This window comes from Nocardioides sp. IC4_145 (assembly GCF_011250565.1).
Classification (GTDB): domain Bacteria; phylum Actinomycetota; class Actinomycetes; order Propionibacteriales; family Nocardioidaceae; genus Nocardioides.
On sequence record NZ_JAANMS010000009.1, the window covers coordinates 66,235 to 90,362 of the forward strand.

The window sequence follows — 24,128 nt, forward strand, 5'->3', positions numbered from 1 at the left end:
CTGGTCGGCAGTCCTGCTGCCGACCCCTCGAAGGATCTCCATGCCCTGCCGGCCCATGCCCGACCGGCCGTCCCGCGGCCCGCGCACGCCACGAGCGCCGCGACGGATGCCGACGCCGACGGACGACGTCCGGTGACGGTCCTGCTGCTCCTGGTGGCGCTCGCCGCCGTACCGGTGCTGGTCGTGCCGATGACGCTCGCGCTCGGCCGCCGGACGGGGTGGGTGCTGGCCGCGGTCTTCCTGGGCCTAGCTGCCGCCCTCGTCCCGGCGGGTCGCGACGTGCTGCGCGGCGAGGAGGTCACCTGGTCGCGGGCGTGGGTCCCGCAGCTCGACGTGGACCTGGCGCTGCGCCTCGACGGGCTCGGCCTGGTCTTCGTGATGATCGCGCTGGTCATCGGCGCCGCGGTGCTCGCCTACTCGGCGGCGTACCTGTCGCCGGGCCGGCAGCTCGGCTTCTACCTGTGGATGACCGTCTTCGCGCTGGGCATGGTGGGCCTGGTCCTGGCCGACGACCTGGTGCTGGTCTTCCTGTGCTGGGAGATCACCTCCCTCGCATCGTTCCTGCTGATCGCGCGCTCCGGCTCGGGCGGCGAGGCCGCGTCGACGCGCACGCTGCTCATCACCTTCGTCGGCGGACTGACCCTGCTCGTGGCGGTCGTGCTGATGATCGTCGCCACCGGCACCACCAGCCTCTCCGAGGCGCTGGCCTCCCCCGTCTGGCAGGAGAACGGGGCGCTGACCACGACGGTCGCCCTGCTGGTGGCGGTCAGCGGCTTCACCAAGGCGGCCCAGTTCCCCTTCCACCCCTGGTTGCCGGACGCGATGGCCGCGGCCACGCCGGTCAGCGCCTACCTCCACGCCGCAGCGGTGGTGAAGGCCGGCATCTACCTGATGCTGCGCTTCTCCGAGGCTTTCTCCTCGGTGCCGGCCTGGAACGCGCTGCTCATCACGACCGGCCTGTTCACCGCGGCGATGGCGGCCCTCTTCGCCCTGGGGCAGACCGACCTCAAGAGGCTGATGGCCTACTCCACGGTCAGCCAGCTCGGCCTGATCACCGCCGCCATCGGCGTGGGCACGCCGAAGGCGCTGACCGCCGCCGTCCTCCACACGATCGCCCACGCGCTGTTCAAGTCCGGCCTGTTCATGATGGTCGGCATCGTCGACCACCAGACGGGGACCCGCGACGTACGCCGCCTGCCCCCGCTGTGGCGGGTGATGCCGTGGAGCTTCGCGACCGTCATCGCCGGCGCCGGCGCCATGGCCGGTCTCCCGCCGCTGCTCGGTTTCGTCAGCAAGGAGATGGTCCTCGGCTCGATGCTGGACGCGCCCGGACCTGCCTGGACCGGGCCGGTGGCCTTCGCGGCGGCCGCCGCCGGCGCCGTGCTGACCTTTGCCTACTGCGCCAAGATCGTGCTGGGCGCGTTCGTCGACGGCGAGCGGGAGCTCGAGGACTGCTCGGTCCCCGAGGTCCGCGAGGCCGGGCCCGCCCTGCTGGTCCCCGCCATGCTGCCGATCTGGGCCGGCCTGCCCCTGGCGCTGGCCGTCTGGGTGCTCGACCCGCCGGTGGACCGTGCGGTCAGCGCCATCAGCGACGGCGGCGGCTACGCCCTGCACCTGTGGCACGGCATCACCCCCGAGCTCCTCGCGACCGCCGTCGTCGTCCTCGGCGGGACGCTCGTCGTGAGCCGACGCCGCTGGCTGCGGCCGCGGCTCGAGCGCGACCTGCTCCCCCGCAGCGGCGTCCAGCTCATCGAGCAGGCGGTGCGCGGGGCGACCCGCGGCGGGTCCTGGCTGGCCCGGCTCGTGACGGCGGACCACCCCGGCCGCCACGTCGGCCCGATCCTCGTGGTGCTCACCCTCCTGCTCGGGGCGGGCACGCTCGCCGTCACGCTCGGCACGGACGTGCCCGCAGCCCAGCCCGACCTCGGCCGGCCGATCGACGCCGCGCTCCTCGTGCTGGTCGCGCTGGGCGTCGCCGGCGTGTGCCTGGCGCAGTCGCGGATCGCGGCCACGGTCTACCTGGGTGGCGTCGGCATCGCCGTCACCGTGCAGCTGTTCGCCCTCGGCGCACCCGACGTGGGACTGACCCAGCTGATGGTCGAGGTCCTGACGGTCACCGTCATCATGCTCGTCCTCCGCGGCCTGCCCGCGGGCTTCGGTCACCGCCGGCACAGCCGCCGACCCGGTCCCGTGGTGCTCGCGCTCCTGCTCGGAGCGGCCGCCGGCGGGGCGACCTGGCTGCTGACCGGTCGTCGCGAGCAGTCGGGGCCCGCGCGCTACTTCATCGACGAGGGGACCGAGGTGACCGGCGGCGACAACCTGGTCAACGTCATCCTGGTCGAGTTCCGCGCCCTCGACACGCTCGGCGAGCTGGCCGTCCTGGGGCTCGCCGGGGTCGCGATCGTCGCGGTCCTCGCCACGGTCCCGGACCGGCGCTCGGAGGACGGTGCCGCACCGGCCGAGCTCCGCCCGAGCCCCGACGCGGCACCGCAGGACCCGCAGGCCGCCCGGGCGCTCGCCGACCCGGCGAGCAACCTGCGCGCCATGCAGCTGCTGCTGCGCCTGCTGACCCCCGGCCTGGTCCTGCTCTCCGCGCTGATCTTCTGGCGCGGGCACAACGAACCCGGCGGCGGGTTCATCGCGGCCCTCGTGGCCTCGGCGGCCGTCGCGCTGGTCTACCTCGCGCGGCCCGAGGACCGGCCGGTCGCCCGGCCGGGACTGCACCTCGGACTGATCGCCGGCGGCGTGCTCACCGCGCTCGGCACCGGCCTCATCGGCTACGCGCACTCCTCCTTCCTCGAGCCCCTCCACGGCTACGTCGGCGGAGTGCACGTCAGCACCTCGATGCTCTTCGACGTGGGGGTGTACGCCGCGGTGCTCGGGCTCGTCATGGTCGCCTTCGACCGGCTCGGCGCCGCCGCGGTCGAGCACCGCACCACCGGACCGGGGACACCGGCTCCGTCGCACGCCGAGCACGCGTCGGCCCAGGAGGAGCGCGCATGAGTGTCCTGCCCCTGACGGTCGCCGTGCTGGTCGCCGGCGGTACCTACCTGATGCTCCAGGCCGGCCTGGTCCGGATCATCTTCGGGATCACCCTCCTCAGCCACGGGGCGAACCTGATGCTGCTCGCCGCCGGCGTCTCCGCCTGGCGTACCGAGCCGCTCGGCACCGAGGGCGCCTCCCGCAGCGCCGACCCGCTGCCGATGGCGTTCGTCCTGACCGCCATCGTCATCACGCTCGCCGTCACCGTCCTGATGCTCGCGCTGGCGCGCATCGGCGGCGACGACGACACCTACCAGATGCCCGACACCGGAGAGGACCACCACGGATGACCGGCGCCGTCCTCCCGTTCTTCGTCGCCGTCCCGCTGGCGGCCGCGGCGCTCGCCGTCGTGCTCCCGCCGCGCCTGGCCCGGGCCGTCCTCGTCGCGACGCCCCTGGTGAGCACCGCGGGTGCGGTCGCGCTGCTCGTCGAGCACGCCGAGAACCCCGTGCTGGTGCACCAGGTCGGCGCGTTCGTGCCGGGGATCGCGATCCCCCTGGTCTCCGACACGCTCTCCGCCGTGATGCTCACGGTCACCGGGCTCACCAGCGCCGTCTGCGTGGCGTACGCCGTGCTGGGCGGCGACGCCCGGCTGCGGTTCTTCCCCAGCCTGGCGCTGATGCTGACCGCCGGTGTGAACGGCGCGCTGCTGACCGGTGACCTGTTCAACCTCTTCGTCTTCGTCGAGGTCATGCTGCTGCCGTCGTACGCCCTGATCGCGATGACCGGCACCTGGCGCCGGCTCGGGATCGGCCGGCTGTTCGTCGTGGTCAACCTGCTGACCTCCACGATCTTCCTCGTGGGCGTCGGCCTGGTCTACGGCGTCGCCGGCTCGGTCAACATGGCCGTGCTCGCCGACGCGGACCACGACGACCCCCGGTTCGTCCTGGCGGTCGCAGTCGTGCTGCTGGCGCTGACGGTCAAGGCCGGGGTCGTGCCGATGCACGGGTGGCTGCCGCGGGCCTACCCGGCGACCTCGGGCACGGTGATGGCGTTGTTCTCCGCCCTCCACACCAAGGTGGCGATCTACGCGATCTACCGCATCCACAGCGTCGTGCTCGACGGCGCACCGGACTGGACGCTGCTGGCGCTCGGGCTCGCCCTGCTGACGATGCTGGTCGGCTCCTACGGCTCGCTCGGCGAGAAGGTCATCCGGCGCAGCCTGTCGTGGCAGATGGTGGCCGGCGTCGGCTACATCCTGCTCGGGCTGGCCATCGGCAGCCGGCTCGGCCTGGCCGCCGGCCTGTTCTACATGGTCCACCACATCCTGGTGATGGGCTCGCTCCTGCTCGCCGCCGCTGCGATCGAGCAGACCTACCGCAGCGGGCAGTTCGTGCGGATCTCGGGGTTGATGCGACGCGAGCCGCTCCTGGCGACCGGCACGGCGCTGGCGCTGCTGTCGCTCGTCGGGTTCCCGCCGTCGTCGGGCTTCTTCGGCAAGGTCGGCATCGTCCGCGCCGCCGCCGCGCTCGACGCCCCCGAGCGGGTCGTCGTGCTGGTGGTCGTCGTGGTGGCCAGCATCGGCGCCCTGGTCGCGATGCTGCGGCTGTGGCGCGAGGTGTTCTGGGGCCCGTCGCTGGAGGAGATGCCGTCGCGGGGCAGCACCGACACCGACCCGATCGACGTGCCCCCCGGCACCCGCGCACCGCGGCGGCTGGTGCTGCCCTCGACCGTCCTCCTCGTCGCGTCGCTCGGCCTCTTCCTCGTCCCCGGCCCCGCGTGGGACCTGGCGGTGGACGCCGCCGACGGCCTGCTGGACGTCTCCCGGTACGCCGCGGAGGTGACCGGCCGGTGAACGCCCTGACCGCGACCCTGCGCGTGCTGCTCCGCTTCGGACCGTGGCTCGTCGGACAGCTCGTCGCCTCCACGCTGACGCTGGCCCGCGACGTGGGCACCCCGGGCTCCACGCAGCGCCCGCGGATCGTCAAGCTCTCCCTGGCGGGCATGGGCGACGTGGAGATCACCCTGCTCACCAGCTCGATCACGATCACGCCCGGCACCCTGGTCCTCGCTGTCGCACCGGCCGACGAGCACGGTCCGGCGGCGGCGTACGTGCAGGGACTCTTCGGTGAGGACGGGGCCGCCCTCGTCGCGGGGCTGGAGGAGATGCGGGACCGGCTGCTGGACGCCACCCGCGGCACGAGGCACGGACGTCGCGGCCCCCGGCGGGACGGCACCCACGAGGAAGGAACCCTCCCATGACCGCACTGGCTGCGATCGCGATCGCCGTCCTCGTGGTGTCCTCGGTCCTCGGGACCGTGCGCATCGCGCGCGGGCCCGACGACGCCACCCGCGCCGTCGTCGGCGACCTGCTGTTCTTCTGCGCCATCGCGATCTTCGTGGTCACCGGCGTGCTCCGCGAGACGAGCGTGCTCTTCGACGTCGTCCTCCTCGGGACGCTGTGCGGGATCCTGGCCACGGCCGCCTTCTCCCGCATGCTCACGCGGGGCGCGCGATGAGCTCCGGGGACGCCGGCGCCCTGGCCGGCGGCGTGCTCCTGGTGACGGGATCGCTCTTCTTCCTCGTCACCGCGCTGGGCATGCTGCGGGCCCGCGACGCGGTCAGCCGGGTCAACAACCTCAGCCCGGCGACCGGGGCGGGGCTGCCGCTGATCATCCTCGGCGCGGCCGTGCACGAGCTGGCCCGCGGCGACCTCACGGTGCTCGACGGCCTGAAGGCGGTGCTCGCGATCGCCGCCTCGCTCGTCGTCTCGTCGGTGGCGAGCAACATGCTGGGCCGAGCGGCGTACCGCACCCAGCGCGAGCTCGACCCCCGGACGATCGCCGACGCCCTCGGCGCGGACCCCGACCGACCCGGCACCGCACCCGACCGCCCGCAGGACTGACCTGGGCCCGCAAGGGGTTCTGTAGGGTCAGACCCACATCTCGACGCAAGGGGAACGAACGCATGTCGCATCCGGTCCGGCCGCCCCAGGAGGGGGACCCCACCATCGGTCGCCTCGTCGCCGACGCGAGCCGCGACATCTCGACGCTGGTCTCGAAAGAGATCGAGCTCGCCAAGTCCGAGCTCAAGGTCAGCGTCAAGGCCGGCGGCATCGGCATCGGGCTCTTCGCCGCGGCCGGCTTCCTCGCCGTGCTCGCGATCATCATGCTGTCGGTCGCGATCGCCTACTTCATCCACTGGGACGACAAGGGCCTCGAGCTGCACTGGGCCTTCCTCATCGTCTTCGGGTTCTACCTCCTGCTCGCCGGGCTCCTCGGCTTCATCGGCCTGAAGAAGGTCAAGCAGGTCCGCGCCCCGGAGAAGGCCATCGAGCAGGGCCGGGAGATCCCCCGCGCGCTGAAGGGCCAGTCCTGACCCGCTGACCGACCAGTCGTCGGCTGCGCCTGCCGGAGCGGCCGGACGCTCAACCGGCGCAGTCGCCGGTCGAGACCTCCTCGGTGTTGGCGATGCCGATCCGGCGGGGCTCCTCGACCTGCTCCGCGGTCAGCGCGTAGCCGGTGTCCTGGTCGGTGACCGAGGCCGCGAAGACGACACCGACGACGTCACCACCGGACGAGACGATCGGGCCACCGGAGTTCCCGGGGCGGACCAGGCCGCGCAACGAGTAGACCTCGCGGATGACCGTGCCGTCGCCGTAGATGTTGGGTGATCGCAGCCGCTGCTCGGAGCGGATCCGGCCGGCGCTCACGTGGTAGGGGCCGTCCTGCGGGTAGCCCAGGATCGCCACCCCGTCCTCCGGCTGCGCGCCCTGGTCGAAGGCCAGCGAGCGGCGGCCCCCGCTGTCCAGCGACAGCACGGCGACGTCGAGGTCGGCGTTGTAGTAGACGACGTCGGCGGGGACCGACTCGTCGCCGAGCTCGACCTCCGGGTCCGCGACGCCGGCGACGACGTGCGCGTTGGTCATCATCCGGCCCTCCCCGTCCTGGCCCTGCGCGTAGAGGAAGCCGGTCCCCTCGATGCCCCGACCGCAGGCGTTGGTGCCGCGGATCTTCAGCACGCTCTCGCGGGCGGCCTCGACGTCCGGGTCGCGCAGGAGACGCTTCGGGCCCGGGCCGACTTCGACGATCCGCTCCGGGGCGAACGGCTCGAGGTAGCGGGGGAAGAACGTCGTGCCGACGACGTCGTTGAACGCCTCCAGCACGTTGTCGGCCGAGCCCGGCAGGGTGCGGTCGACCTCGGCCAGCACGGTCGAGCCGCGGACCAACGGGGTCACCCCCGCGATCGCCGAGCCGGAGATCGCCACGCCCAGCGCCCAGGCGACGAGCAGGACGGCCGCCGCGCTGAGCGCCGCGCCGCCGACCGCGTCCACGGCACGGGCGGGCTGCCACGTGATCCGGTCGCGGATCCGCCCGCCGGCGTACTGCAGCACCGCCTGGCCGAGCGAGGCGGTGAGGATGACGATGAACAGCGCCCCGAGCGAGACTACCAACGACGGCGCCGCGTCGCCGAGCGCCACCGGCGCCAGCCACACCCCGGCGAGGCCGCCGAGCAGCAGGCCGGCGGTGGCGAAGGCGCCGGTGACGAAGCCCTGCCAGTAGCCCGAGAGGGCGTAGGCGAGGACCAGCAGCACCAGCAGCCAGTCGAGCGGGTTCACCGGTCGGGCTCCTCGATGTCCAGCATGCCGGCGCGGGCGTTGCGCTGGACGCGGGAGTCGCCGGCGAGCATGTACGCCGGCAGGTCGCGCACCCGGGACTCGTCCCACTCCCGGGTCCAGCCCAGGAAGTCGAACAGCCGGGCGATGATCCCGCCGGTGAAGCCCCACAGGATGACGTCGCGGTCGGGGCCGATCAGGAAGCCGGGGCTGGTGTAGCCGATCGGGTGGCGCACGGTGATCCGGTTCTCCGGGTCGACCAGGTCCGCGATCGCCGCGTGGTGGATCGCGTGCACCTCCGCGCGGCTGACCACGCTCACGTCGGACGGCTCGCGCCACCAGCCGACGACCGGCGTGACCGCGAAGTTGCTCGGCGGCAGCCACAGCTGCGGCAGGCAGCCGACCACGTCGACCGAGTCGGGCACCAGCCCGATCTCCTCCTCGGCCTCGCGCAGCGCCGCCCCGACGACCGTCTCGCCCGGGTCGATCGAGCCGCCCGGGAACGACACCTGGCCGGGGTGGCTGCGCATGTCGTGAGCGCGCTCGGTCAGCAGCACCTCCCCGCCGCGCGGGCCCTCCGCGAACAGCATCAGCACCGCGCCCTGGCGCGCGTCGGAGCCCTCCGGCGGGACGTACCGCGTCAGGTCGGTCGCCTCGATCGCCGCGACCGCCTCCTCGACCGGGCGCATCCACTCCGGCAGGCCCGGCACGCGGTCGCTCGGCGTGCCGGGGCAGCCGGGTGCCTGCCGCCCGGCGCTCACGCGGGGCCCTGGGTCTTGACCAGGGCCGCAGCCGTCTCGGGGTCGGTCGGCCCGGCGCCGTACGACGGGCACCAGCGCGCGACCGGGCAGGCACCGCACGCCGGCTTCTTCGCGTGGCAGATCCGGCGGCCGTGCCAGATCACGTGGTGGCTGAGCATCGTCCAGTCGCGCTTCGGGAACAGCGCGCCGACGGCGTGCTCGACCTTGACCGGGTCGGTCTCGGCGGTCCAGCCGAAGCGACGGACCAGCCGCCCGAAGTGGGTGTCGACGGTGATGCCCGGGATGTCGAAGGCGTTGCCGAGGACGACGTTCGCGGTCTTGCGACCCACGCCCGGCAGCTTGACCAGGTCGTCGAGGCGCGGCGGCACCTCGCCCCCGTGGTCGGCCACCAGCGCGGCGCTCAGCTTGAGCAGCGACTCGGTCTTGGCGCGGAAGAACCCCAGCGGGCCGACCAGCTGCTCGAGGTGGGCGCGGTCGGCGGCAGCCATCGCCTTGGCGTCGGGGTACGCCGCGAACAGTGCGGGCCGCGCGGCGTTGACCCGGCGGTCGGTGGTCTGCGCGCTGAGCACCGTGACCACGAGCAGCTCGAAGGGGTTCGCGAAGTCGAGCTCGCAACGCGCCTCGGGATAGGTCTCGGCGAGGACGCGGTCGATCTTGCGGGCACGCCGCACGAGCGCGGTCGGCGACTCCTCGGCTGTCGCGGCGGGCTCTGCTGGCACGGCGCCCAGGGTACGGACCGGCGCCGACATCGGGGCGCCGCGGCTCACCGGCGGACCGGCGGCGGTCCGGTAGCGGTGCGGTGGCGGTGCGGCCGTGCCGACCCGCCGGTGCCGATGGTGCTTGTGAGCAACGGCACTGAGTAGGATGCGCCAGGGACTGGCCCATGCCCGGTGGGCCCGTCGAGGAGGAGGACCCGTGGACAACGACGTACTTCGTCAGGCGCCGCTGTTCAGCGCGCTCGACGACGAGGCGGCGACGGCGCTGCGGACCTCGATGTCCGAGAGCCGCCTGCGCCGCGGTGACGTGCTCTTCCACGAGGGCGACTCGGGCGACAAGCTCTACATCGTCCTCGACGGCAAGGTGAAGCTCGGCCGCACCTCCTCCGACGGCCGCGAGAACCTCCTCGCGATCCTCGGCCCCGGCCAGATGTTCGGCGAGCTCTCGCTCTTCGACCCGGGCCCGCGCTCGGCGACGGTGACCGCGGTGACCGACGCGTCGTTCGCCTCGCTCTCCCACGAGGACCTCCTGCGCTGGCTCGAGGGCCGCCCGGTCGTCGCCCGCGGCCTGCTCACCCAGCTCGCCGGCCGGCTGCGCAAGGCCAACGACGTCGTCGCCGACCTGGTCTTCTCCGACGTGCCCGGTCGCGTCGCCAAGGCGCTGCTCGACCTCGCCGACCGCTTCGGCCGCACCGCCGACGACGGCGTCCACGTCCACCACGACCTCACCCAGGAGGAGCTCGCCCAGCTGGTCGGCGCCTCCCGCGAGACGGTCAACAAGGCCCTGGCCGACTTCGCCTCCCGCGGCTGGCTGCGCCTCGAGCCCCGCTCGGTCGTCATCATGGACGTCGAGCGGCTCTCCCGCCGCGCCCGCTGACCGCCGAGTCGCCACCTCCTGCGGGCCGAGTCGCCACTTCCGACAGGTCGAGTGGTCGCGTCACCACCGCCGGTTCGAGTACCCGGACCGCAGCTCGTGCCGGAGCTCGTCGAGCCACCGGTCGAGCGCAGCGCCGGAGAAGTCGCCGCTCCGGACCACGATGACGACCCACCCCTGGCGGCGCAGCCACGACCGGCGACGCTCGTCGTAGCGGCGCTGCTCGACGGTCGCGTGCGCGTCGTGCCCGTCGTACTCCACGCAGACCCGGCGCTGCCGGTAGGCGAGGTCGAGCCGGTACGTCGGCACGCCGTCGACCTCGACCCACACCTGCGGCTCGGGCAGCGGCAGTCCGGCGTCGGCGATCTCGAGCAGCACCCACGCCTCGCGGGGTGACTCGAGCCGTGGGTCGACCAACGGCGCGAGGCTCCGCAGCTGCACCACTCCACGACGCCCCCGGTAGCGGGCGGTCTCCCGCACGAGGTCGGCCGCGGTCAGCTCGTGCTGCCGCGCCAGCATCACCATGGCGGCGTACCCCTCACGCCGCCGCAGACAGCAGCCGAGGTCGAGCGCGGTGCGCAACGGCGTGGTCACACGGACGCCGTGCAGCATCGTCACGTCGCCTGGCGCCAGGTCCCGGGTGCGGCCGTCGGCGGCGGCCAGCCTCGTAGCCCGGTGACCGCGCAACGCGCACGACTCGATCAGCGGTCCGTCCTCGTGCTCCGCCTCCACGTGGGCGTCGACACCGTGCAGCCAGGCCGCGGTCCGGTCGGTGACGACGTGGTGCTCGCTGAGCACCTTCGCGATCGCCCGGGCGCGCAGGTCGATCGTGTCGGGCAGGTGCGCCGGGACGAACACCCCGCGCGCCGGGGACCGCACGTCCCCGGCAGCACGCCCGCGCCGGAGGTCGGTCGGGGTGATGCCGAGGTGGATCAGCTCGGCCGGGGTGAACGGCCCGTCGGGCCACACGATCGTCATGCCCGGACCGTGCCGCCTGCAGAGGCGGGCTGCTCCGTGGATGGGGCGCACCTGTGGAAGGCCGCCGTTCGCCGTACGCCTGTGGACATGAGGCGGCGCGGGCCGCTCCCAGCGGTGAGGACTCGGCCCGTCAGACGTGGCAACTCGGCCCGTCAGAGGTGACGACTCGACGGTCTGGGGTCAGGAGAGATCGAGGGCGAGGTCGGCCCAGCCGAGGTAGACCTCGTGGGTGGCCGAGGGGGAGCGGACGACGTCGCCGCCGAGGTGCTGCTGGGTGCCGAGGAGGCCGGTGGTGGCGGCCGGCTGGGCGCGGTTGACGCCGAAGAAGACGTAGTCGAGCTTGCGCGCCTGGCCCCGGGAGCGGTGGGTGGGCTCGCCCCAGCGGCAGACCCGCGGCGCCAGCCGGCAGACGATCTGCTCGAGGCCGGCGGCGCGGCCGGCGGGGCGGGAGGCGTACGCACCGGTCTGGTCGGCCTCGAAGAACAGCCCCCGCCGGTTGGTCAGCCAGCCGTGGCGCGAGAGCCGGTAGAGCTGGCTCATCGTGCCCTTCTGCGGCACCGCGTTGAAGTCGCCGCCGAGCACCACCGCGGCGCGGTCCCGCTCGACGACGGGGGCGAGCACCCGGCGCACGGCCACCGCCTGTGCCTGCCGGGCCGGGCCCGCCCCCGAGGCGCGACCGCGGCCGGCCCGGAGCTGGGTCGTGCAGGCGCGCACGGCGTCCTGGGCGAACGCGACGAGCGTCCCGCGGACGGCGACGTTCGCGCACATCACCTGGAATCGGTGCGGCGTGCGGCTGCGCGGGTTGGGCAGCCGGTGGGTGGTGAGGCCGGAGAGGCGGTGCCGCGAGGCGAGCACGAGACCGTGCCGCTGGGTCCCCTTGCCGCTCGCGCAGCCGGGGTGGTGACGCAGCTTCTGGAACCGGAAGTGGTCGCGCCAGGTCTCCCCCGGCCCGATCCAGGCGCGGTTGGCGTCGATGAACCGGCGGAAGTGCTTCCAGCAGACCTCTTGGAGCATCACGACGTCGGGGTCGCTGCCGCGGAGCACGCGTTGCACGGTCCCGAGCTTGTCCCCGCCCCGGCCGCGCTCGGCGCCGTCGATGTTGGCGGTCACCACCGAGAGCCGGTACGTCGCCCGCGGCCCGGCCGCCTCGACGGCGGCCCGCGACGTCGGCGTCGGCACCGCCAGCAGCGGCACCAGCAGTGCGGCCGTCACGACCAGCACCGACATGATCACCCGGACCTGCCGCGGCATCGTCCCCACAACGGTGCGCACCCGCATCGGCGGCTTCCTCCAGCCCACGTCCGTCCCTGTCCGACCGGCGCCAGGGTGCCAGAGCGCGCGGCCGCTCGCGGGCGGTTCGGCGAAGTCGAGACCGACCGGTGACCCCCCGGCCGGCCCGATGCGGCCGACTCAGTGGCCGAGGTGCCCCAGGTGGGTCAGCTGGGCGCGGACCGACAGCTCCGCGGCGCCCCAGAGGACGGGGTCGACGTCGGCGTACACGACCTCGACGACCCGACGCGGCAGCTCCAGGGCCGGCACCTCCGCCAGAGCTCCGACCGCGGCCTCGACCTGCGCGAGCCGGTCGCGCCGGTGGGCGATGTAGAAGTCGAGCACGCCGAGCGCGTCGTCGATGACCGGCCCGTGGCCGGGCCAGATCGTGCGCGCCTCGGCCCGCTCGGCCAGCGCGTGCAGCCGGTCGAGGCTGTCGAGGTAGGCGCCGAGCTGCCCGTCGGGGTGCGCGACGACGGTGGTGCCGCGGCCGAGCACGGTGTCCCCGGTGAGCAGCGCCCCCTCGGCCGGGAGCAGGAACGACAGCGAGTCGGCGGTGTGCCCCGGCGTCGCGACGACGCGCACCTCGAGGCCGTCGACCTCGACCACGTCGCCGTCGCCGAGCCCCTCGGAGCCCAGCCGGTACGCCGGGTCGAGCGCGCGCACCCCGCAGCCCATCCGCTCCGCGAACTCCCGCGCCGCCTCGGAGTGGTCGAGGTGGTGGTGGGTGAGCAGCACGGCGCCGACCTCGCCGGCGGTCTCCGCGACCGCGTCGAGGTGCTCGAGGATCGAGGGGCCGGGGTCGACCACGACCGAGCGCCGGGCGCCCGGCTCGCGCAGCACCCAGGTGTTGGTGCCGTCGAGGGTCATCAGGTCCGGGTTCGGCGCGAGCACGCACGAGCCGCGCTCGCCGAACGACCCGCCGGCCCAGGCGCCGGCGCCCCCCGCGCTCACGACCGGCGTCGCTCCGCGACCAGCGGCCGCAGCCGGTCGGGCATCGACAGGGTCCAGCCCTCGCCGAGCGGCTCGACCGCGGGGCAGAACATCTCGACCGTCCGGCCCTCCGCCTCCGCCAGCACCTCGGCGGAGGTGGCGTGGGTGCCCACCTCCAGGCACGTGAGGTACGTCGGCGGCAGCATCGCCAGCGAGCCACTGTCCGCCTGCTCGGCCGCGACCTTCGCGGGCAGCCACGTGACCGAGGAGGACTCGGTGGACACGTCGCGCGTGCGCTGCCCGGCGGGAAGGACGGCCACGAAGAACCAGGTCCGGTAGCGCTTGGGCTCGAAGACCGGCGTCAGCCAGCCGTCCCAGGTGCCGAGCAGGTCGGTGCGCAGCACCAGCCCGCGGCGGTTGAGGAAGTCGGTCATGGCGAGGTCGCGCGAGACCAGCGCCTCGCGGTCGGCCTCCCAGTCGGCGCCGGTGGTGTCGGCGACGACGGTGTCGGCGGACTCGCCGGCGAGCAGCACGCCAGACTCCTCGAAGGTCTCGCGCACCGCGGCGCAGACCAGCGCGCGGGCCAGCTCGGTGTCGGTGCCGAGCCGGCGGGCCCAGTCGGCGGCGTCAGGGCCGGCCCAGGCGACGGAGGCGTCGAAGTCACGCTGGTCGACCCCGCCGCCGGGGAAGACGGCCATGCCCCCGGCGAAGTCCATGGAGACCTGGCGACGCAGCAGGTAGACCTCCGGCCCCGCGGCCGCGTCGGCGCCGTCGCGCATGACCACGACGGTCGCGGCGTCGCGCGGCTGCACGGGGGTGCGGGTGCCGTCGTCGTACTCCCGGGCCACGTCGAGCAGGTGCTCGGGCAGCGGCACGGGCGGGAGGGGGATCCTCACGCGCCCGGCCGGACGGCGACGACGACCTCGACCTCGACCGGCGCGTCCAGGGGCAGGACCGGCACGCCGACGGCGGAGCGGGCGTGGACGCCGGCGTCGCCGAAGACGTTGCCGAAGAGCTCCGAGGCGCCGTTGGCGACGCCGGGCTGGCCGGTGAAGTCCGGGGTGGAGGCGATGAAGGCGGTGACCTTGACGACCCGCTCGACGTGCGCGAGGTCGCCGACCTGCGCCTTGACCGCGGCGATGGCGTTGAGGGCGCACTGCTGGGCGCAGGCGTAGGCCTCCTCAGCGCTCACCTCGCCGCCGACCTTGCCGGTGACGAGCAGCTCGCCGTCCTTCATCGGCAGCTGGCCGGAGGTGAAGACCAGGTCACCGTTGCGGACCGCGGGCACGTACGCCGCGACCGGTGCGGCCACCTCCGGCACTGCCAGGCCGAGCTCGGCGAGGCGCTCCTCGGGGGACGTCCCAGCCACGGCTCAGCCCTCAACCGGGCGCTTGAAGTAGCCGACGAGGTTCTCGGGGTTCATCCCCGGCGCGACCTGCACGAGCTCCCACCCGTCGGCGCCGAAGTTGTCGAGGATCTGCTTCGCGGCGTGCGTGAGGATCGGGGCGGTCAGGTACTCCCACTTGGTCATGGCCGCACCCTACTCGCGGCCGCCGACGTCCTCCCGTGGTCGGACGCGCGGGGCGGGACCGGCCACCTAGGGTCGGCGCGTGACCGCGTCCGCCTCCACGCTCGTGCGCCGCCCGCCCCGGCTGGGCCCGCGCGGCCGGCGCTGGTTCGACGTGCTGCTGGTCGGCGGGCTCGCGCTGCCCCTGCTCCCCCTCGGCTACTCCCTCGGCGTGCTCCCGGTCGGGCTGACGCTCCTCGAGCTGGTCCCGCTGCTGTGGCGCCGCCGGCGCGCCGTGACGGTCTTCTGGGCGGTCACCGCCGCCCACGCGCTGCAGGTCCTGCTGCTCGACGAGCCGACGGCGGGCCAGGCGGCCTGGCCGGTGGCGGTCTACTCGGTGGCGCGCTACGCGGCGGCCCCGCACGGCTGGGCCGCGCTCGCCGTCAGCGCGGTCGCCTCGCTCGTGGCGTCCTGGGACTGGGCGCGCGACTTCCCCGAGCCTCCGGCCACGCTGCTCGTCAACGCCCTCTTCCTCGGCGCGATCGCCGCGACCGCGTGGGCGCTGGGCACGCTCGGCCGCACCCGCGAGGCGTACGTCGACGCGCTGGTCGAGCGCAGCGAGCGGGTCGAGAAGGAGGCCGCCCAGCAGGTCGCGCTCGCCGCGGCCGACGAGCGGGCGCGGATCGCCCGGGAGATGCACGACGTCGTCGCGCACGGGTTGTCGGTGATCGTCGTGCAGGCCGACGGCGCGCGGTACGCCGCCCGCACCGACCCCGACGTCGCGGCCCGCACCCTGGAGACCGTGGCGGCGACCGGGCGCGAGGCGCTGACCGAGATGCGGCGGATGCTCGGGCTGCTCCGCGCCGAGGACGGCGACGGCAGCGGGCCGGCGCTGCGGCCGCAGCCCGGCCTGGGCGACCTGGACGCGCTGGTCGCCGAGGCGCGGACCGCGGGCGCGCAGGTCGAGGCGCGGCTGCCCAACCCCGATGGCGGCCCGCGACGTGCCCGACGGCGTCGGCCTCGCGGCGTACCGCGTCGTCCAGGAGGCGCTCACCAACGTCCGCAAGCACGCCGGACCCGATCCTTCCGTGCGGGTCGAGGTCGCGGTGGCCGGCACCGGTCGCGACCGGGCGGTGGAGCTGCGGGTGGAGGACGACGGCCGCGGGGCCGCCGCCACCGACGACGGCCACGGGCTGGGCCTGCTCGGGATGCGCGAGCGCGTCGGCGTGCACGGCGGCACGATCGAGGCCGGACCTCGGCCGGGCGGCGGGTTCGCGGTCTCTGCGAGGATCCCGGCGTGACCGCAGCCGACGACGCTGGCGGGGCGACGATCCGGGTCTTCCTCGTCGACGACCAGCAGATGGTCCGCGGCGGCTTCCGGATGCTCGTCGACAGCCAGCCCGACCTGGAGGTCGTGGGCGAGGCCGGCGACGGCGCGGAGGCGCTCGAGCGGCTCTCGGTCACCCGGGCCGACGTGGTGCTCATGGACGTCCGGATGCCGCGGATGGACGGCGTCGAGGCGACCCGCCGGCTGGCGGAGCGTGCGGACGCGCCCCGGGTGCTGGTGCTGACGACGTTCGACCTCGACGAGTACGCCTTCGCCGCGATCCGGGCCGGCGCGGCGGCGTTCCTGCTCAAGGACGCCGGTCCCGAGGAGCTGCTCGCGGCGATCCGCACCGTGCACGCCGGGGACTCGGTGGTCGCGCCCAGCACGACGCGGCGGCTGCTCGAGCAGTTCGCTGCGGTCCTGCCCGACCCCGCGAGCCCCGGCACGTCCACGGCGCCCGCCGACGACCGGCTCGCGCCGCTGACCGAGCGCGAGCGCGAGGTGCTGGCGCTGGTCGGCCGCGGCCTCAGCAACACCGAGATCGCCGCCGAGCTGGTCGTCGCGGAGACGACCGTGAAGACCCACGTCGGCCGGCTGCTGGCCAAGACCGGGTCGCGCGACCGCGTGCAGTCGGTGGTCCTGGCGTACGAGACCGGCCTGGCGCGTACGACCTGAGTCGTACGCCGGGTCCCGCCCGCAGGCTGACGACCCGACCCCTCCCGGGACGGGATGGTCGTGGCATGACCACGACGACCTCCCCCCCCCTTCCCCGGGCCTCACGACCCTCGCTGCGACCGCCCGCGGCCTCACCCGGGTCCACGGCCGCGGCGACGCCGCCGTCTCCGCCCTCCGCGGCGTCGACCTCGACCTCCCGGCCGGCCGGTTCACCGCGGTCATGGGCCCGTCGGGCTCCGGCAAGTCGACCCTCATGCACTGCCTCGCGGGCCTGGACAGCCCCACCTCCGGCACCGTGGAGGTGGCCGGCCGCGCGCTGGACGGCATGGACGACACCGCGCTCACGCTCTTCCGCCGCGAGCACGTCGGCTTCGTCTTCCAGGCCTTCAACCTGCTGCCGATGCTGACCGCCGGCCAGAACATCGCCCTCCCCCTCGAGCTCGCCGGCCGCCGCCTCACCGGCGCCGTGAAGGAGCGCCACGACCTCGTCGTCGACGTGCTCGGCCTGCGCGACCGGCTGACCCACCGCCCCGCCGAGCTCTCCGGCGGCCAGCAGCAGCGGGTGGCGATCGCCCGCGCGCTGGTGACCGAGCCGGAGATCGTCTTCGCCGACGAGCCGACCGGCAACCTCGACAGCGCCGCCTCCGCGGAGGTGCTCGGGTTCCTGCGGCGGTCGGTGCGCGAGCTGGGCCAGACCGTCGTGATGGTCACCCACGAGCTCGACGCAGCGGCGTACGCCGACGACGTCGTGGTCCTCGCCGACGGCGCCGTCCGCGCCCACCTGGTCGAGCCGACCGCCGACCAGCTCGTCGCCGCGCTGCGCGGGGAGCAGGTCCGATGAGGACGGTGCTGCTGGCCTCGCTGCGCACGCACACGCGGCGGTACGTCGCCGCCGCGGTCGCCATCGTCATCGGCGTCGCGTTCGTCGTGGTGACCGGGATGCTCTCGGCCTCGGCCCGCACCGGGATGACCGCCTCGGTCGGCCTCCCCTACGCCGAGGCCGACGTCGTGGTCACCGGTCTCGACGGCGCCGAGGCCCGGGCGATCGTCCGCGCCGCCGCCGGCCGCGGCGACCGGGCCGCGGTCCTCGGGTTCGCGACCGAGCGGGCTCGGGTCGAGGACCGGCTGCTGGCCGACAACGTCAGCGTCGGCGCCGTCGCCGACGACGAGCGGCTGCGCTGGCAGGAGGTCCGCGAGGGCCGGCTGCCCGACGCGCCGAGCGAGGTCGCCGTCGACGTCAACGCCGCCAAGTCCGACCGGGTCGGTCTCGGCGACACCGTCCGGCTCGGCTCGGGCGACCGGGTCGTCGAGGCGGAGGTCGTCGGCCTCGTCGACACCCCGTCCGCCGCGCCGGGCACGGACTTCCTGCTGACCTTCGCGGACCTCGAGACCTTCGTCGACGGCCTCTGGGTCGACAGCGTGGTCTACGCAGGCCCCGGTGCGGGCAGCCTCGGGCAACGCACCGACCGCGACGTCGTGCCGGCCGCGGAGCACGTCCAGGAGGTGCAGGCCAGCATCACCCGCGGCGTCGACGTGCTGGCGGCGATGCTGCTGGTCTTCGCCGCGATCGCGCTCTTCGTCTCGGTCCTGGTCATCGCCAACACCTTCACGATCCTCTTCGCCCAGCGGGCGCGGGACTTCGCCCTGCTGCGGTGCGTCGGCGCGACCCGCCGACAGGTGCTGCGCTCGGTCCGGGTCGAGGCACTCGTCCTCGCTGTCGTCGCCTCGGTGGTCGGCGTCGTCGCCGGCACCGTGCTGGGTCTCGCGATCGTCGCGGTCGTGCGGCAGGTCGTCGCCGACGACGTGATGGGCACCGCCCTCCCCTCCCCGACCTGGTACGTCGCCGCGCTGGCGACCGGGCTGGTCGTCACGCTCGTGGCGGCCTGGCTCCCGACCCGACGGGCCACGGCGGCCGACCCGCTGTCCGCGCTGCGCCCGCACGACGTCGACGTCCGCACCACCGCCGGTCGGGTCCGCGTCGCGCTGGGCCTCGTGGCGGTCGCCGGGGGCTGCGCGCTGCTGGCGTTCGCGATCGCCTCCCACGAGGTGGTCCCGATGCTGGCCGGCGGGATCGCCTCGTTCTCCGGGCTGCTGCTCCTCGGGCCGGTGCTGGTGCCGGCCGCGGTGCGGCTCGTCGGGGCGGGCGTGACGCGCCTGACCGGCACGCCGGGACGGATCGCGACCGGCAACGCGGTGCGCAACCCGCGCCGCACCGCCGCGACCACCGCGTCCCTCCTCGTCGGCGTCACGCTGACCACCGCCGTGCTCATCGGGCTGGCCAGCTCGCGGCACACGGTCGAGGAGGAGATGGACCAGCAGTACCCCGTGGACCTCACCATGACGGCCGACGCACCGCTGGCCGACGACCTGCTCGCCGACGTCCGGGCGACCGAGGGCGTCCTGGACGCGGTCGAGCTGCCGGGCACGACGGCGGAGGTGGACGGCCAGGGCCCGGTGACGCTGGTGGCCGCCCCGGTGGACGCGACTGACGTGCTGCGCGGCACCTCCGGGGTCGCGTCCCCGGAGCCCGGCTCGATCTGGCTGCCCGACGGCCTGGTCACCGACTGGCCGGAGGACGGCCGGGTGACGGTCTCCGTCGAGGGCCGCACGCGTCGGCTCAGCCTCAACACCGGTGAGGGCTGGGGCGACGCCGCGGTCGTCGCGCCGGCCACCCTGGCGCGGCTGGCGGACTCCACGACCCCGCGGGCGGTCTGGGCCCGCGCCGACGACGCCACCGACCCCGAGGACCTCGCCGGCGACCTGGACGCGCTCGCCGTGCCGGCCGGCGCCGACCTGGTCAGCGCCCTCGGGGAGCGCGACTGGGTCGACCTCCAGCTCGACGTCATCACCGGCACGGTCGTGGGCCTGCTGGGGATCGCCGTGGTCATCGCGCTCATCGGCATCGGCAACACCCTGGGGCTCTCGGTGCTCGAGCGAGGGCGGGAGAACGCGCTGCTCCGCGCGCTCGGCCTCACCCGCCGGCAGCTGCGGGGCACGCTGGCCGTCGAGGGGCTGCTGCTCTCGCTGGTCGCCACCGTCGTGGGGGTCGTCGTCGGGACGGCGTACGCCTGGGTCGCGCTGCGGACGATGGTCGACGTGGTCGCCGACGACGCCGCGATGGTGCTCCCCTGGGGCCAGCTGCTCCTCGTGGTGGTCGTCGCCGGGCTGGCCGGGCTCGCCTCGAGCGTGCTCCCCACCCGTCGGGCGGTCCGTACCGCGCCCGCGGCCGGGCTCGGGATGGACTGAGCCCGGCCCGGCGGCGGTCAGGGGCGGGCCCGCTGCGGGTGGATCGTCTCGTGGCGGGCCAGCATCGCGACGTACTCCCGGATCTTGCGCTCGCGCGTCTCGGCCCGCTTGACCGTGTCCAGCCGGGTTACCATCGCGAACCGGTTCGCCGAGGTCAGCACGTCGAACATCGCCTGGGCCCGCGGGTCCGCGGCGACCGCGGCCCGCAGGTCCTCGGGGATCTCGAGCCGCGAGGGCGGTGCGTACGCCGCCGCCCACCGCCCGTCGGCCCGAGCCGCCTCCACGGCGGCCCGGCCGGCCGGCGCCATCCGGCCCTCGGCCTCGAGCCGGGCGACGAGGTCGACGTTCACCTGCGACCAGCGGCTGCGCGGCGCGCGCCGGGTCATCCGCTGCAACGAGGTCGCCGCGTCGCGGCTGCGGGCCTGGCCGTCGATCCACCCGAAGCACAGCGCCTCGTCCAGCGCCGCCGCCCGGGTCAGCGTGGTGACGTCGCCGCCCAACTTGCTGAGCACCAGCCACACGCCGGGCGAGTCGGCGTGGTGCTCCTCGAGCCACGCCCGCCAGGCGGCGGCGTCGGGGACCAGCAGCTCGGGCAGCTCCGGACCGGCCACGTCAGCCCTCCAGGAACGGGACGTAGGGCGCCAGCACCTCGCGCAGCTCGTTGGCGCCGAGCAGGAGGAAGAGCACCGCGCACACCGCGAGCCCGGTGTTCGACAACCAGCCGTTGCGCCACTCCGGCGGGACGTCGGAGTGCGGGAGCGCGCCCGGCCGGCGCTTGTTGAGCAGCACCAGCAGCGTGATCGCGAGGAACGGCATGAACAACGCCCCGAGCACGCCGTAGGCCAGGATCAGCCCGACCGGCTCGTCGAGCAGCAGCAGGAGCATCGGCGGAAAGGTCAGCCACAGCAGGTAGGCCTTGAACAGCCGCCCGCCGGTGCGGGTCTCGGGGTGGCCCGAGGGCAGGTCGCGCAGGTTGCCCACGAAGTCGGCGAACATCAGGCTCACGCCGCTCCACACGCCGATGAGCGAGGAGAACGACGAGGCCCAGAAGCCGACGAGGAAGACCGTGCCGAAGACCTCGCCGTACCGGTCGGCCAGCACGTCGGAGAGCTGCACGAGCGCCTGGTCGCCGGTCTCCATCGCGATGCCGGCGGAGTAGAGCAGCTCGGCCCCGACGATGAGCATGGAGACGACGAAGACCCCGGTGACGGCGTACGCGACCCCGTTGTCGATCCGCATCACCCGCATGAACCGCGGGGTGTGCCAGCCCTTCTCCCGCAGCCAGTAGCCGTAGGCCGCGAGCGTGATCGTGCCGCCGACGCCGCCGGCGATGCCCAGCACGTTGACCAGCGAGTCGTCGGGCAGGGCCGGACGCAGGCCGCCGAGCACCTCGCCGAGGTTCGGCAGCGTGAGGACGGCCGCGCCGACGACGGTCACGAACATGACGCCGACCAGCGCCGCGGTGATCTTCTCGAAGACGCCGTAGCTGCCGAACCACACCAGCACCAGGCCGACCAGCCCGAAGGCGACCGCCGTCCAGCGCAGCGGCAGGTCGGGGAGGAGCGCGACGACCGGCAGCGCCGTGGACGACATCGCGGTGGCGCCGTACACGACGCCCCACACGAGGATGTACGGCGCGAAGTACCACGTCGTCCACCGGCCGAGGCTGCGCCAGCCCTCGAAGATCGTCCGCTGCGTCGCCAGCGAGTAGCGGCCCGCGCCCTCGACCAGCACCACCTTCAGCACCGCCCCGAGGACCGCGACCCACAGCAGCGTGTAGCCGAACTTCGCGCCGGCCACCAGTGTCGCCACCAGGTCCGCGGCGCCGACGCCGGTCGCGGCCACCACCAGGCCGGGCCCGATGACCTTCCACCGGGGCGGGTGGTCGGCCGTCCCGGCCGCTCCGGCCGTTCCGGTGGGGTCCGTCGTGTCTCCCGAGGACGTCATCGCCGCATCATCACCTGTGCTGGCCGCCGCTGGCTACGCTCGCCCCCATGACCGACTGGCCGCGCGTGCAGCTGCACGTGGTGACCGGCAAGGGCGGCACCGGCAAGTCGACGGTCGCCGCCGCGCTGGCCCTCGCGCTGGCCACCTCGGGGCGCAACGTGCTCCTGTGCGAGGTGGAGGGCCGCCAGGGCATCGCCCGGATGTTCGACGTCGACCCGCTGCCGTACGCCGAGCGCCGCATCGCGACCGGCCTGCCCGTCGCACCGGGCGAGGCCGGCGAGCCCGGCCCGCCCGGGGTCGTGCACGCGCTGCACATCGACCCGGAGGCGGCACTCCTGGAGTACCTCTCCATGTACTACAAGCTCGGCCGGGCCGGCCGGGCGCTCGACAAGTTCGGCGTGATCGAGTTCGCCACGACCATCGCGCCCGGCGTCCGCGACGTCCTGCTCACCGGCAAGGTCTTCGAGGCGGTGCAGCGCAACAGCCGCAACAAGGGCGCCACGCAGTACGACGCCGTCGTGCTCGACGCGCCGCCGACCGGCCGGATCGTGCAGTTCCTCAACGTCAGCGACGAGCTCGCGGGGCTGGCCAAGGTCGGCCCGATCAAGCACCAGGCCGACACGATGATGACCCTGTTCCGCTCCCCGCGGACGGCCGTCCACCTGGTCACCGTGCTGGAGGAGATGCCCGTGCAGGAGACCGCCGACGGCATCGCCGAGCTCGAGGCCGCCCGCCTCCCGGTCGGCGGGGTCGTGGTCAACCTCGTGCGTCCCCGCGACCTCGAGGCCGACGACCTGGCCGCGGCCCGCGCCGGCACGCTCGACCGCGACCGGCTCGCCAAGGACCTCGCCGCGGCCGGCCTGCCCGCCGACGACGACCTGGTCGAGGGGCTCGTGGACGGGCTGGTCGTCGAGGCGCACGACCACGCCGTGCGGCGCGCGCTCGAGGACAGCCAGCGCGAGGTGGTCGCCGAGCTGGACCGACCGACGTACGAGCTGCCCCGGCTGCCGGGCGGCGTCGACCTCGGCGGGCTCTACGAGCTCGCCGGCGAGCTGCGCGCGCAGGGTCTGGCGTGAGGGGCCCGGCATGAGCGCGCGCACGCGGGTCGGACCGCAGAGCGGCCGCGGACGGGCGGCGCCGCTCGACGTCGACGCGCTGCTCGACGACCGCGGCACCGGGATCATCGTCTGCTGCGGCTCCGGCGGCGTCGGCAAGACCACCACGTCGGCCGCGCTGGCGCTGCGGGCGGCGGAGCGCGGCCGCAAGGTCGTGGTGCTCACGATCGACCCGGCCCGGCGGCTGGCGCAGTCCATGGGCATCGAGGTGCTCGACAACACCCCGCGACCGGTCGCGGGCGTCGACCCTGCGGCGGGCGGCCGGCTCGACGCGATGATGCTGGACATGAAGCGCACCTTCGACGAGGTCGTGCTCAGCCAGGCCACCCCCGAGAAGGCCGAGCAGATCCTGGCCAACCCGTTCTACATCGCGCTGTCGAGCTCGTTCGCGGGCACGCAGGAGTACATGGCGATGGAGAAGCTCGGCCAGATCCACGCCGACGCGAAGCGGGCGGGCACCTACGACCTCGTCGTCGTCGACACCCCGCCCTCGCGGTCCGCGCTGGACTTCCTCGACGCCCCCGAGCGGCTCTCGAGCTTCCTCGACGGCCGGTTCATCCGGCTGATGCTGGCGCCGGCGCGCGGTCCGGCGAAGCTGATGACCGCGGGGTTCGGGATCATCACCAACGCCCTGACCAAGATCCTCGGCGGCCAGGTGCTGCGCGACCTGCAGACCTTCGTGGCCGCGCTGGACACGGTCTTCGGCGGCTTCCGCGCCCGCGCGCAGAAGACCTACGCGCTGCTGCAGGCCGACGAGACGGCGTTCCTCGTGGTCGCAGCGCCGGAGCCGGACGCGCTGCGCGAGGCGGCGTACTTCGTCGAGCGGCTCGCCGAGGACCGGATGCCGCTCGCCGGGCTGGTCGTCAACCGGGCCAGCCCCGCCCCGCAGGGCGAGCTGTCCGGCGACGAGGCGATGGCCGCGGCCGCGCGGCTGCGCGCCGACGAGCCGGGCTCGTTGACGGCGGGCCTGCTCCGGCTGCACGCCGACCGCGCGCGGATGGTCGAGCGCGAGGCGGCGCTGCGCGAGCGCTTCGCCGCCGCCCACCCCGAGGTCCCCACCGCCGTCGTGCCCGCGCTCGCGGGCGACGTCCACGACCTCGACGGGCTGCGCCGGGTGGGCGAGCTGCTGGCCGACGGGGCGCGGGGGTCACCGGTTCACCGGTGACCCCCGCGCTTCCCACGG

The 24,128-nt window shown here is 74.5% G+C and carries 23 protein-coding genes and 2 pseudogenes; 14 read left to right on the forward strand and 11 right to left on the reverse strand.

What is annotated here, in order from left to right; all coding sequences use genetic code 11:
- The first annotated feature begins 132 nt into the window (after positions 1-132).
- The 7 genes from G6553_RS06395 (at position 133) to G6553_RS06425 (ending at position 6,360) form a co-directional block, all read left to right on the forward strand.
- Entirely contained in the window at positions 133-3,003 is a 2,871-nt protein-coding gene (locus G6553_RS06395; protein WP_166190241.1) for a DUF4040 family protein, read from the forward strand.
- A complete protein-coding gene (locus G6553_RS06400) occupies positions 3,000-3,332 on the forward strand; it encodes a cation:proton antiporter subunit C (RefSeq protein WP_166190243.1) in 333 nt (110 codons plus the stop codon). The genes G6553_RS06395 and G6553_RS06400 overlap by 4 nt, the downstream gene beginning before the upstream one ends.
- The gene (locus G6553_RS06405; RefSeq protein ID WP_166190245.1) at positions 3,329-4,837 is read left to right on the forward strand and encodes a monovalent cation/H+ antiporter subunit D family protein; all 1,509 of its coding nucleotides are present in this window, start codon (positions 3,329-3,331) and stop codon (positions 4,835-4,837) included. The genes G6553_RS06400 and G6553_RS06405 overlap by 4 nt, the downstream gene beginning before the upstream one ends.
- A complete protein-coding gene (locus tag G6553_RS06410; RefSeq protein WP_166190247.1) occupies positions 4,834-5,244 on the forward strand; it encodes a Na+/H+ antiporter subunit E in 411 nt (136 codons plus the stop codon). The genes G6553_RS06405 and G6553_RS06410 overlap by 4 nt, the downstream gene beginning before the upstream one ends.
- Positions 5,241-5,501 (forward strand): monovalent cation/H+ antiporter complex subunit F, encoded by a 261-nt coding sequence (locus G6553_RS06415; protein ID WP_166190249.1) that lies wholly within the window; start codon positions 5,241-5,243, stop codon positions 5,499-5,501. The genes G6553_RS06410 and G6553_RS06415 overlap by 4 nt, the downstream gene beginning before the upstream one ends.
- Positions 5,498-5,887 (forward strand): monovalent cation/H(+) antiporter subunit G, encoded by a 390-nt coding sequence (locus G6553_RS06420; protein ID WP_166190251.1) that lies wholly within the window; start codon positions 5,498-5,500, stop codon positions 5,885-5,887. The genes G6553_RS06415 and G6553_RS06420 overlap by 4 nt, the downstream gene beginning before the upstream one ends.
- Before the next feature lie 62 nt (positions 5,888-5,949).
- A complete protein-coding gene (locus tag G6553_RS06425; RefSeq protein ID WP_166190253.1) occupies positions 5,950-6,360 on the forward strand; it encodes a phage holin family protein in 411 nt (136 codons plus the stop codon).
- 49 nt (positions 6,361-6,409) lie between these two features.
- Here the strand turns inward: G6553_RS06425 and G6553_RS06430 are convergent, their stop codons facing one another.
- Genes G6553_RS06430 through nth form a run of 3 tightly spaced genes read right to left on the reverse strand, consistent with a single transcriptional unit; the run spans position 6,410 to position 9,077 of the window.
- Entirely contained in the window at positions 6,410-7,600 is a 1,191-nt protein-coding gene (locus G6553_RS06430) for a MarP family serine protease (RefSeq protein WP_166190255.1), read from the reverse strand.
- Positions 7,597-8,358, reverse strand: a complete 762-nt coding sequence (locus tag G6553_RS06435; protein ID WP_347565543.1) for a CoA pyrophosphatase — start codon at positions 8,356-8,358, stop codon at positions 7,597-7,599. The genes G6553_RS06430 and G6553_RS06435 overlap by 4 nt, the downstream gene beginning before the upstream one ends.
- Complete coding sequence (gene nth / locus G6553_RS06440; RefSeq protein WP_347565544.1) at positions 8,355-9,077, reverse strand: endonuclease III; 723 nt, start codon at positions 9,075-9,077, stop codon at positions 8,355-8,357. Before nth ends, G6553_RS06435 begins: the two co-directional genes overlap by 4 nt.
- A gap of 145 nt (positions 9,078-9,222) precedes the next feature.
- Here nth and G6553_RS06445 point away from each other — a divergent pair, with 145 nt between their 5' ends.
- Positions 9,223-9,951, forward strand: coding sequence for a Crp/Fnr family transcriptional regulator (locus tag G6553_RS06445; RefSeq protein WP_166190257.1), 729 nt, complete (start codon positions 9,223-9,225; stop codon positions 9,949-9,951).
- A 60-nt stretch (positions 9,952-10,011) separates the two neighbouring features.
- Here the strand turns inward: G6553_RS06445 and G6553_RS06450 are convergent, their stop codons facing one another.
- The 6 genes from G6553_RS06450 to G6553_RS06475 all read right to left on the reverse strand — a co-directional run bounded on the left by G6553_RS06450 (position 10,012) and on the right by G6553_RS06475 (position 14,659).
- The gene (locus tag G6553_RS06450) at positions 10,012-10,926 is read right to left on the reverse strand and encodes a type IV toxin-antitoxin system AbiEi family antitoxin domain-containing protein (protein WP_166190259.1); all 915 of its coding nucleotides are present in this window, start codon (positions 10,924-10,926) and stop codon (positions 10,012-10,014) included.
- A gap of 180 nt (positions 10,927-11,106) precedes the next feature.
- Positions 11,107-12,204, reverse strand: a complete 1,098-nt coding sequence (locus tag G6553_RS06455) for an endonuclease/exonuclease/phosphatase family protein (RefSeq protein WP_166190261.1) — start codon at positions 12,202-12,204, stop codon at positions 11,107-11,109.
- Between the two features lie 132 nt (positions 12,205-12,336).
- Entirely contained in the window at positions 12,337-13,149 is an 813-nt protein-coding gene (locus G6553_RS06460; RefSeq protein ID WP_347565545.1) for an MBL fold metallo-hydrolase, read from the reverse strand.
- On the reverse strand, positions 13,146-14,024 hold the full coding sequence (locus G6553_RS06465; RefSeq protein WP_166190263.1) for an NUDIX hydrolase: 879 nt from the start codon (positions 14,022-14,024) through the stop codon (positions 13,146-13,148). Before G6553_RS06465 ends, G6553_RS06460 begins: the two co-directional genes overlap by 4 nt.
- The gene (locus tag G6553_RS06470; RefSeq protein ID WP_166190265.1) at positions 14,021-14,497 is read right to left on the reverse strand and encodes a RidA family protein; all 477 of its coding nucleotides are present in this window, start codon (positions 14,495-14,497) and stop codon (positions 14,021-14,023) included. The genes G6553_RS06465 and G6553_RS06470 overlap by 4 nt, the downstream gene beginning before the upstream one ends.
- A gap of 3 nt (positions 14,498-14,500) precedes the next feature.
- Positions 14,501-14,659: a DUF4177 domain-containing protein gene (locus G6553_RS06475; protein WP_091025199.1), complete on the reverse strand. Its 159-nt coding sequence runs from the start codon at positions 14,657-14,659 to the stop codon at positions 14,501-14,503.
- Positions 14,660-15,098: 439 nt separating this feature from the next.
- Between G6553_RS06475 and G6553_RS22070 the strand changes: the two are divergent.
- From G6553_RS22070 to G6553_RS06500, 4 genes and pseudogenes are all read left to right on the forward strand, one after another.
- Positions 15,099-15,491, forward strand: a pseudogene (locus G6553_RS22070) (histidine kinase dimerization/phosphoacceptor domain-containing protein); the annotation flags it as partial.
- Between the two features lie 441 nt (positions 15,492-15,932).
- Complete coding sequence (locus G6553_RS21005; protein ID WP_347565546.1) at positions 15,933-16,637, forward strand: response regulator transcription factor; 705 nt, start codon at positions 15,933-15,935, stop codon at positions 16,635-16,637.
- A 184-nt stretch (positions 16,638-16,821) separates the two neighbouring features.
- Positions 16,822-17,478 (forward strand): annotated as a pseudogene (locus G6553_RS06495) (ABC transporter ATP-binding protein); the annotation flags it as partial.
- On the forward strand, positions 17,475-19,883 hold the full coding sequence (locus tag G6553_RS06500) for an ABC transporter permease (RefSeq protein ID WP_166190267.1): 2,409 nt from the start codon (positions 17,475-17,477) through the stop codon (positions 19,881-19,883). The pseudogene G6553_RS06495 and the gene G6553_RS06500, both read left to right, overlap by 4 nt.
- Positions 19,884-19,900: 17 nt before the next feature.
- Here G6553_RS06500 and G6553_RS06505 read toward each other — a convergent pair whose 3' ends face one another.
- Entirely contained in the window at positions 19,901-20,494 is a 594-nt protein-coding gene (locus tag G6553_RS06505) for a YdeI/OmpD-associated family protein (RefSeq protein ID WP_166190269.1), read from the reverse strand.
- A 1-nt stretch (position 20,495) separates the two neighbouring features.
- Positions 20,496-21,830 (reverse strand): Nramp family divalent metal transporter, encoded by a 1,335-nt coding sequence (locus G6553_RS06510; protein WP_166190271.1) that lies wholly within the window; start codon positions 21,828-21,830, stop codon positions 20,496-20,498.
- A 47-nt stretch (positions 21,831-21,877) separates the two neighbouring features.
- On the opposite strand from G6553_RS06510, the gene G6553_RS06515 reads away from it, so the two are divergent.
- Together G6553_RS06515 and G6553_RS06520 are read left to right on the forward strand one after the other, a co-directional pair.
- Positions 21,878-22,906, forward strand: coding sequence for an ArsA-related P-loop ATPase (locus G6553_RS06515; protein WP_166190273.1), 1,029 nt, complete (start codon positions 21,878-21,880; stop codon positions 22,904-22,906).
- Between the two features lie 10 nt (positions 22,907-22,916).
- A complete protein-coding gene (locus G6553_RS06520; RefSeq protein ID WP_166190275.1) occupies positions 22,917-24,110 on the forward strand; it encodes an ArsA-related P-loop ATPase in 1,194 nt (397 codons plus the stop codon).
- The last annotated feature ends 18 nt before the right edge of the window (positions 24,111-24,128 follow it).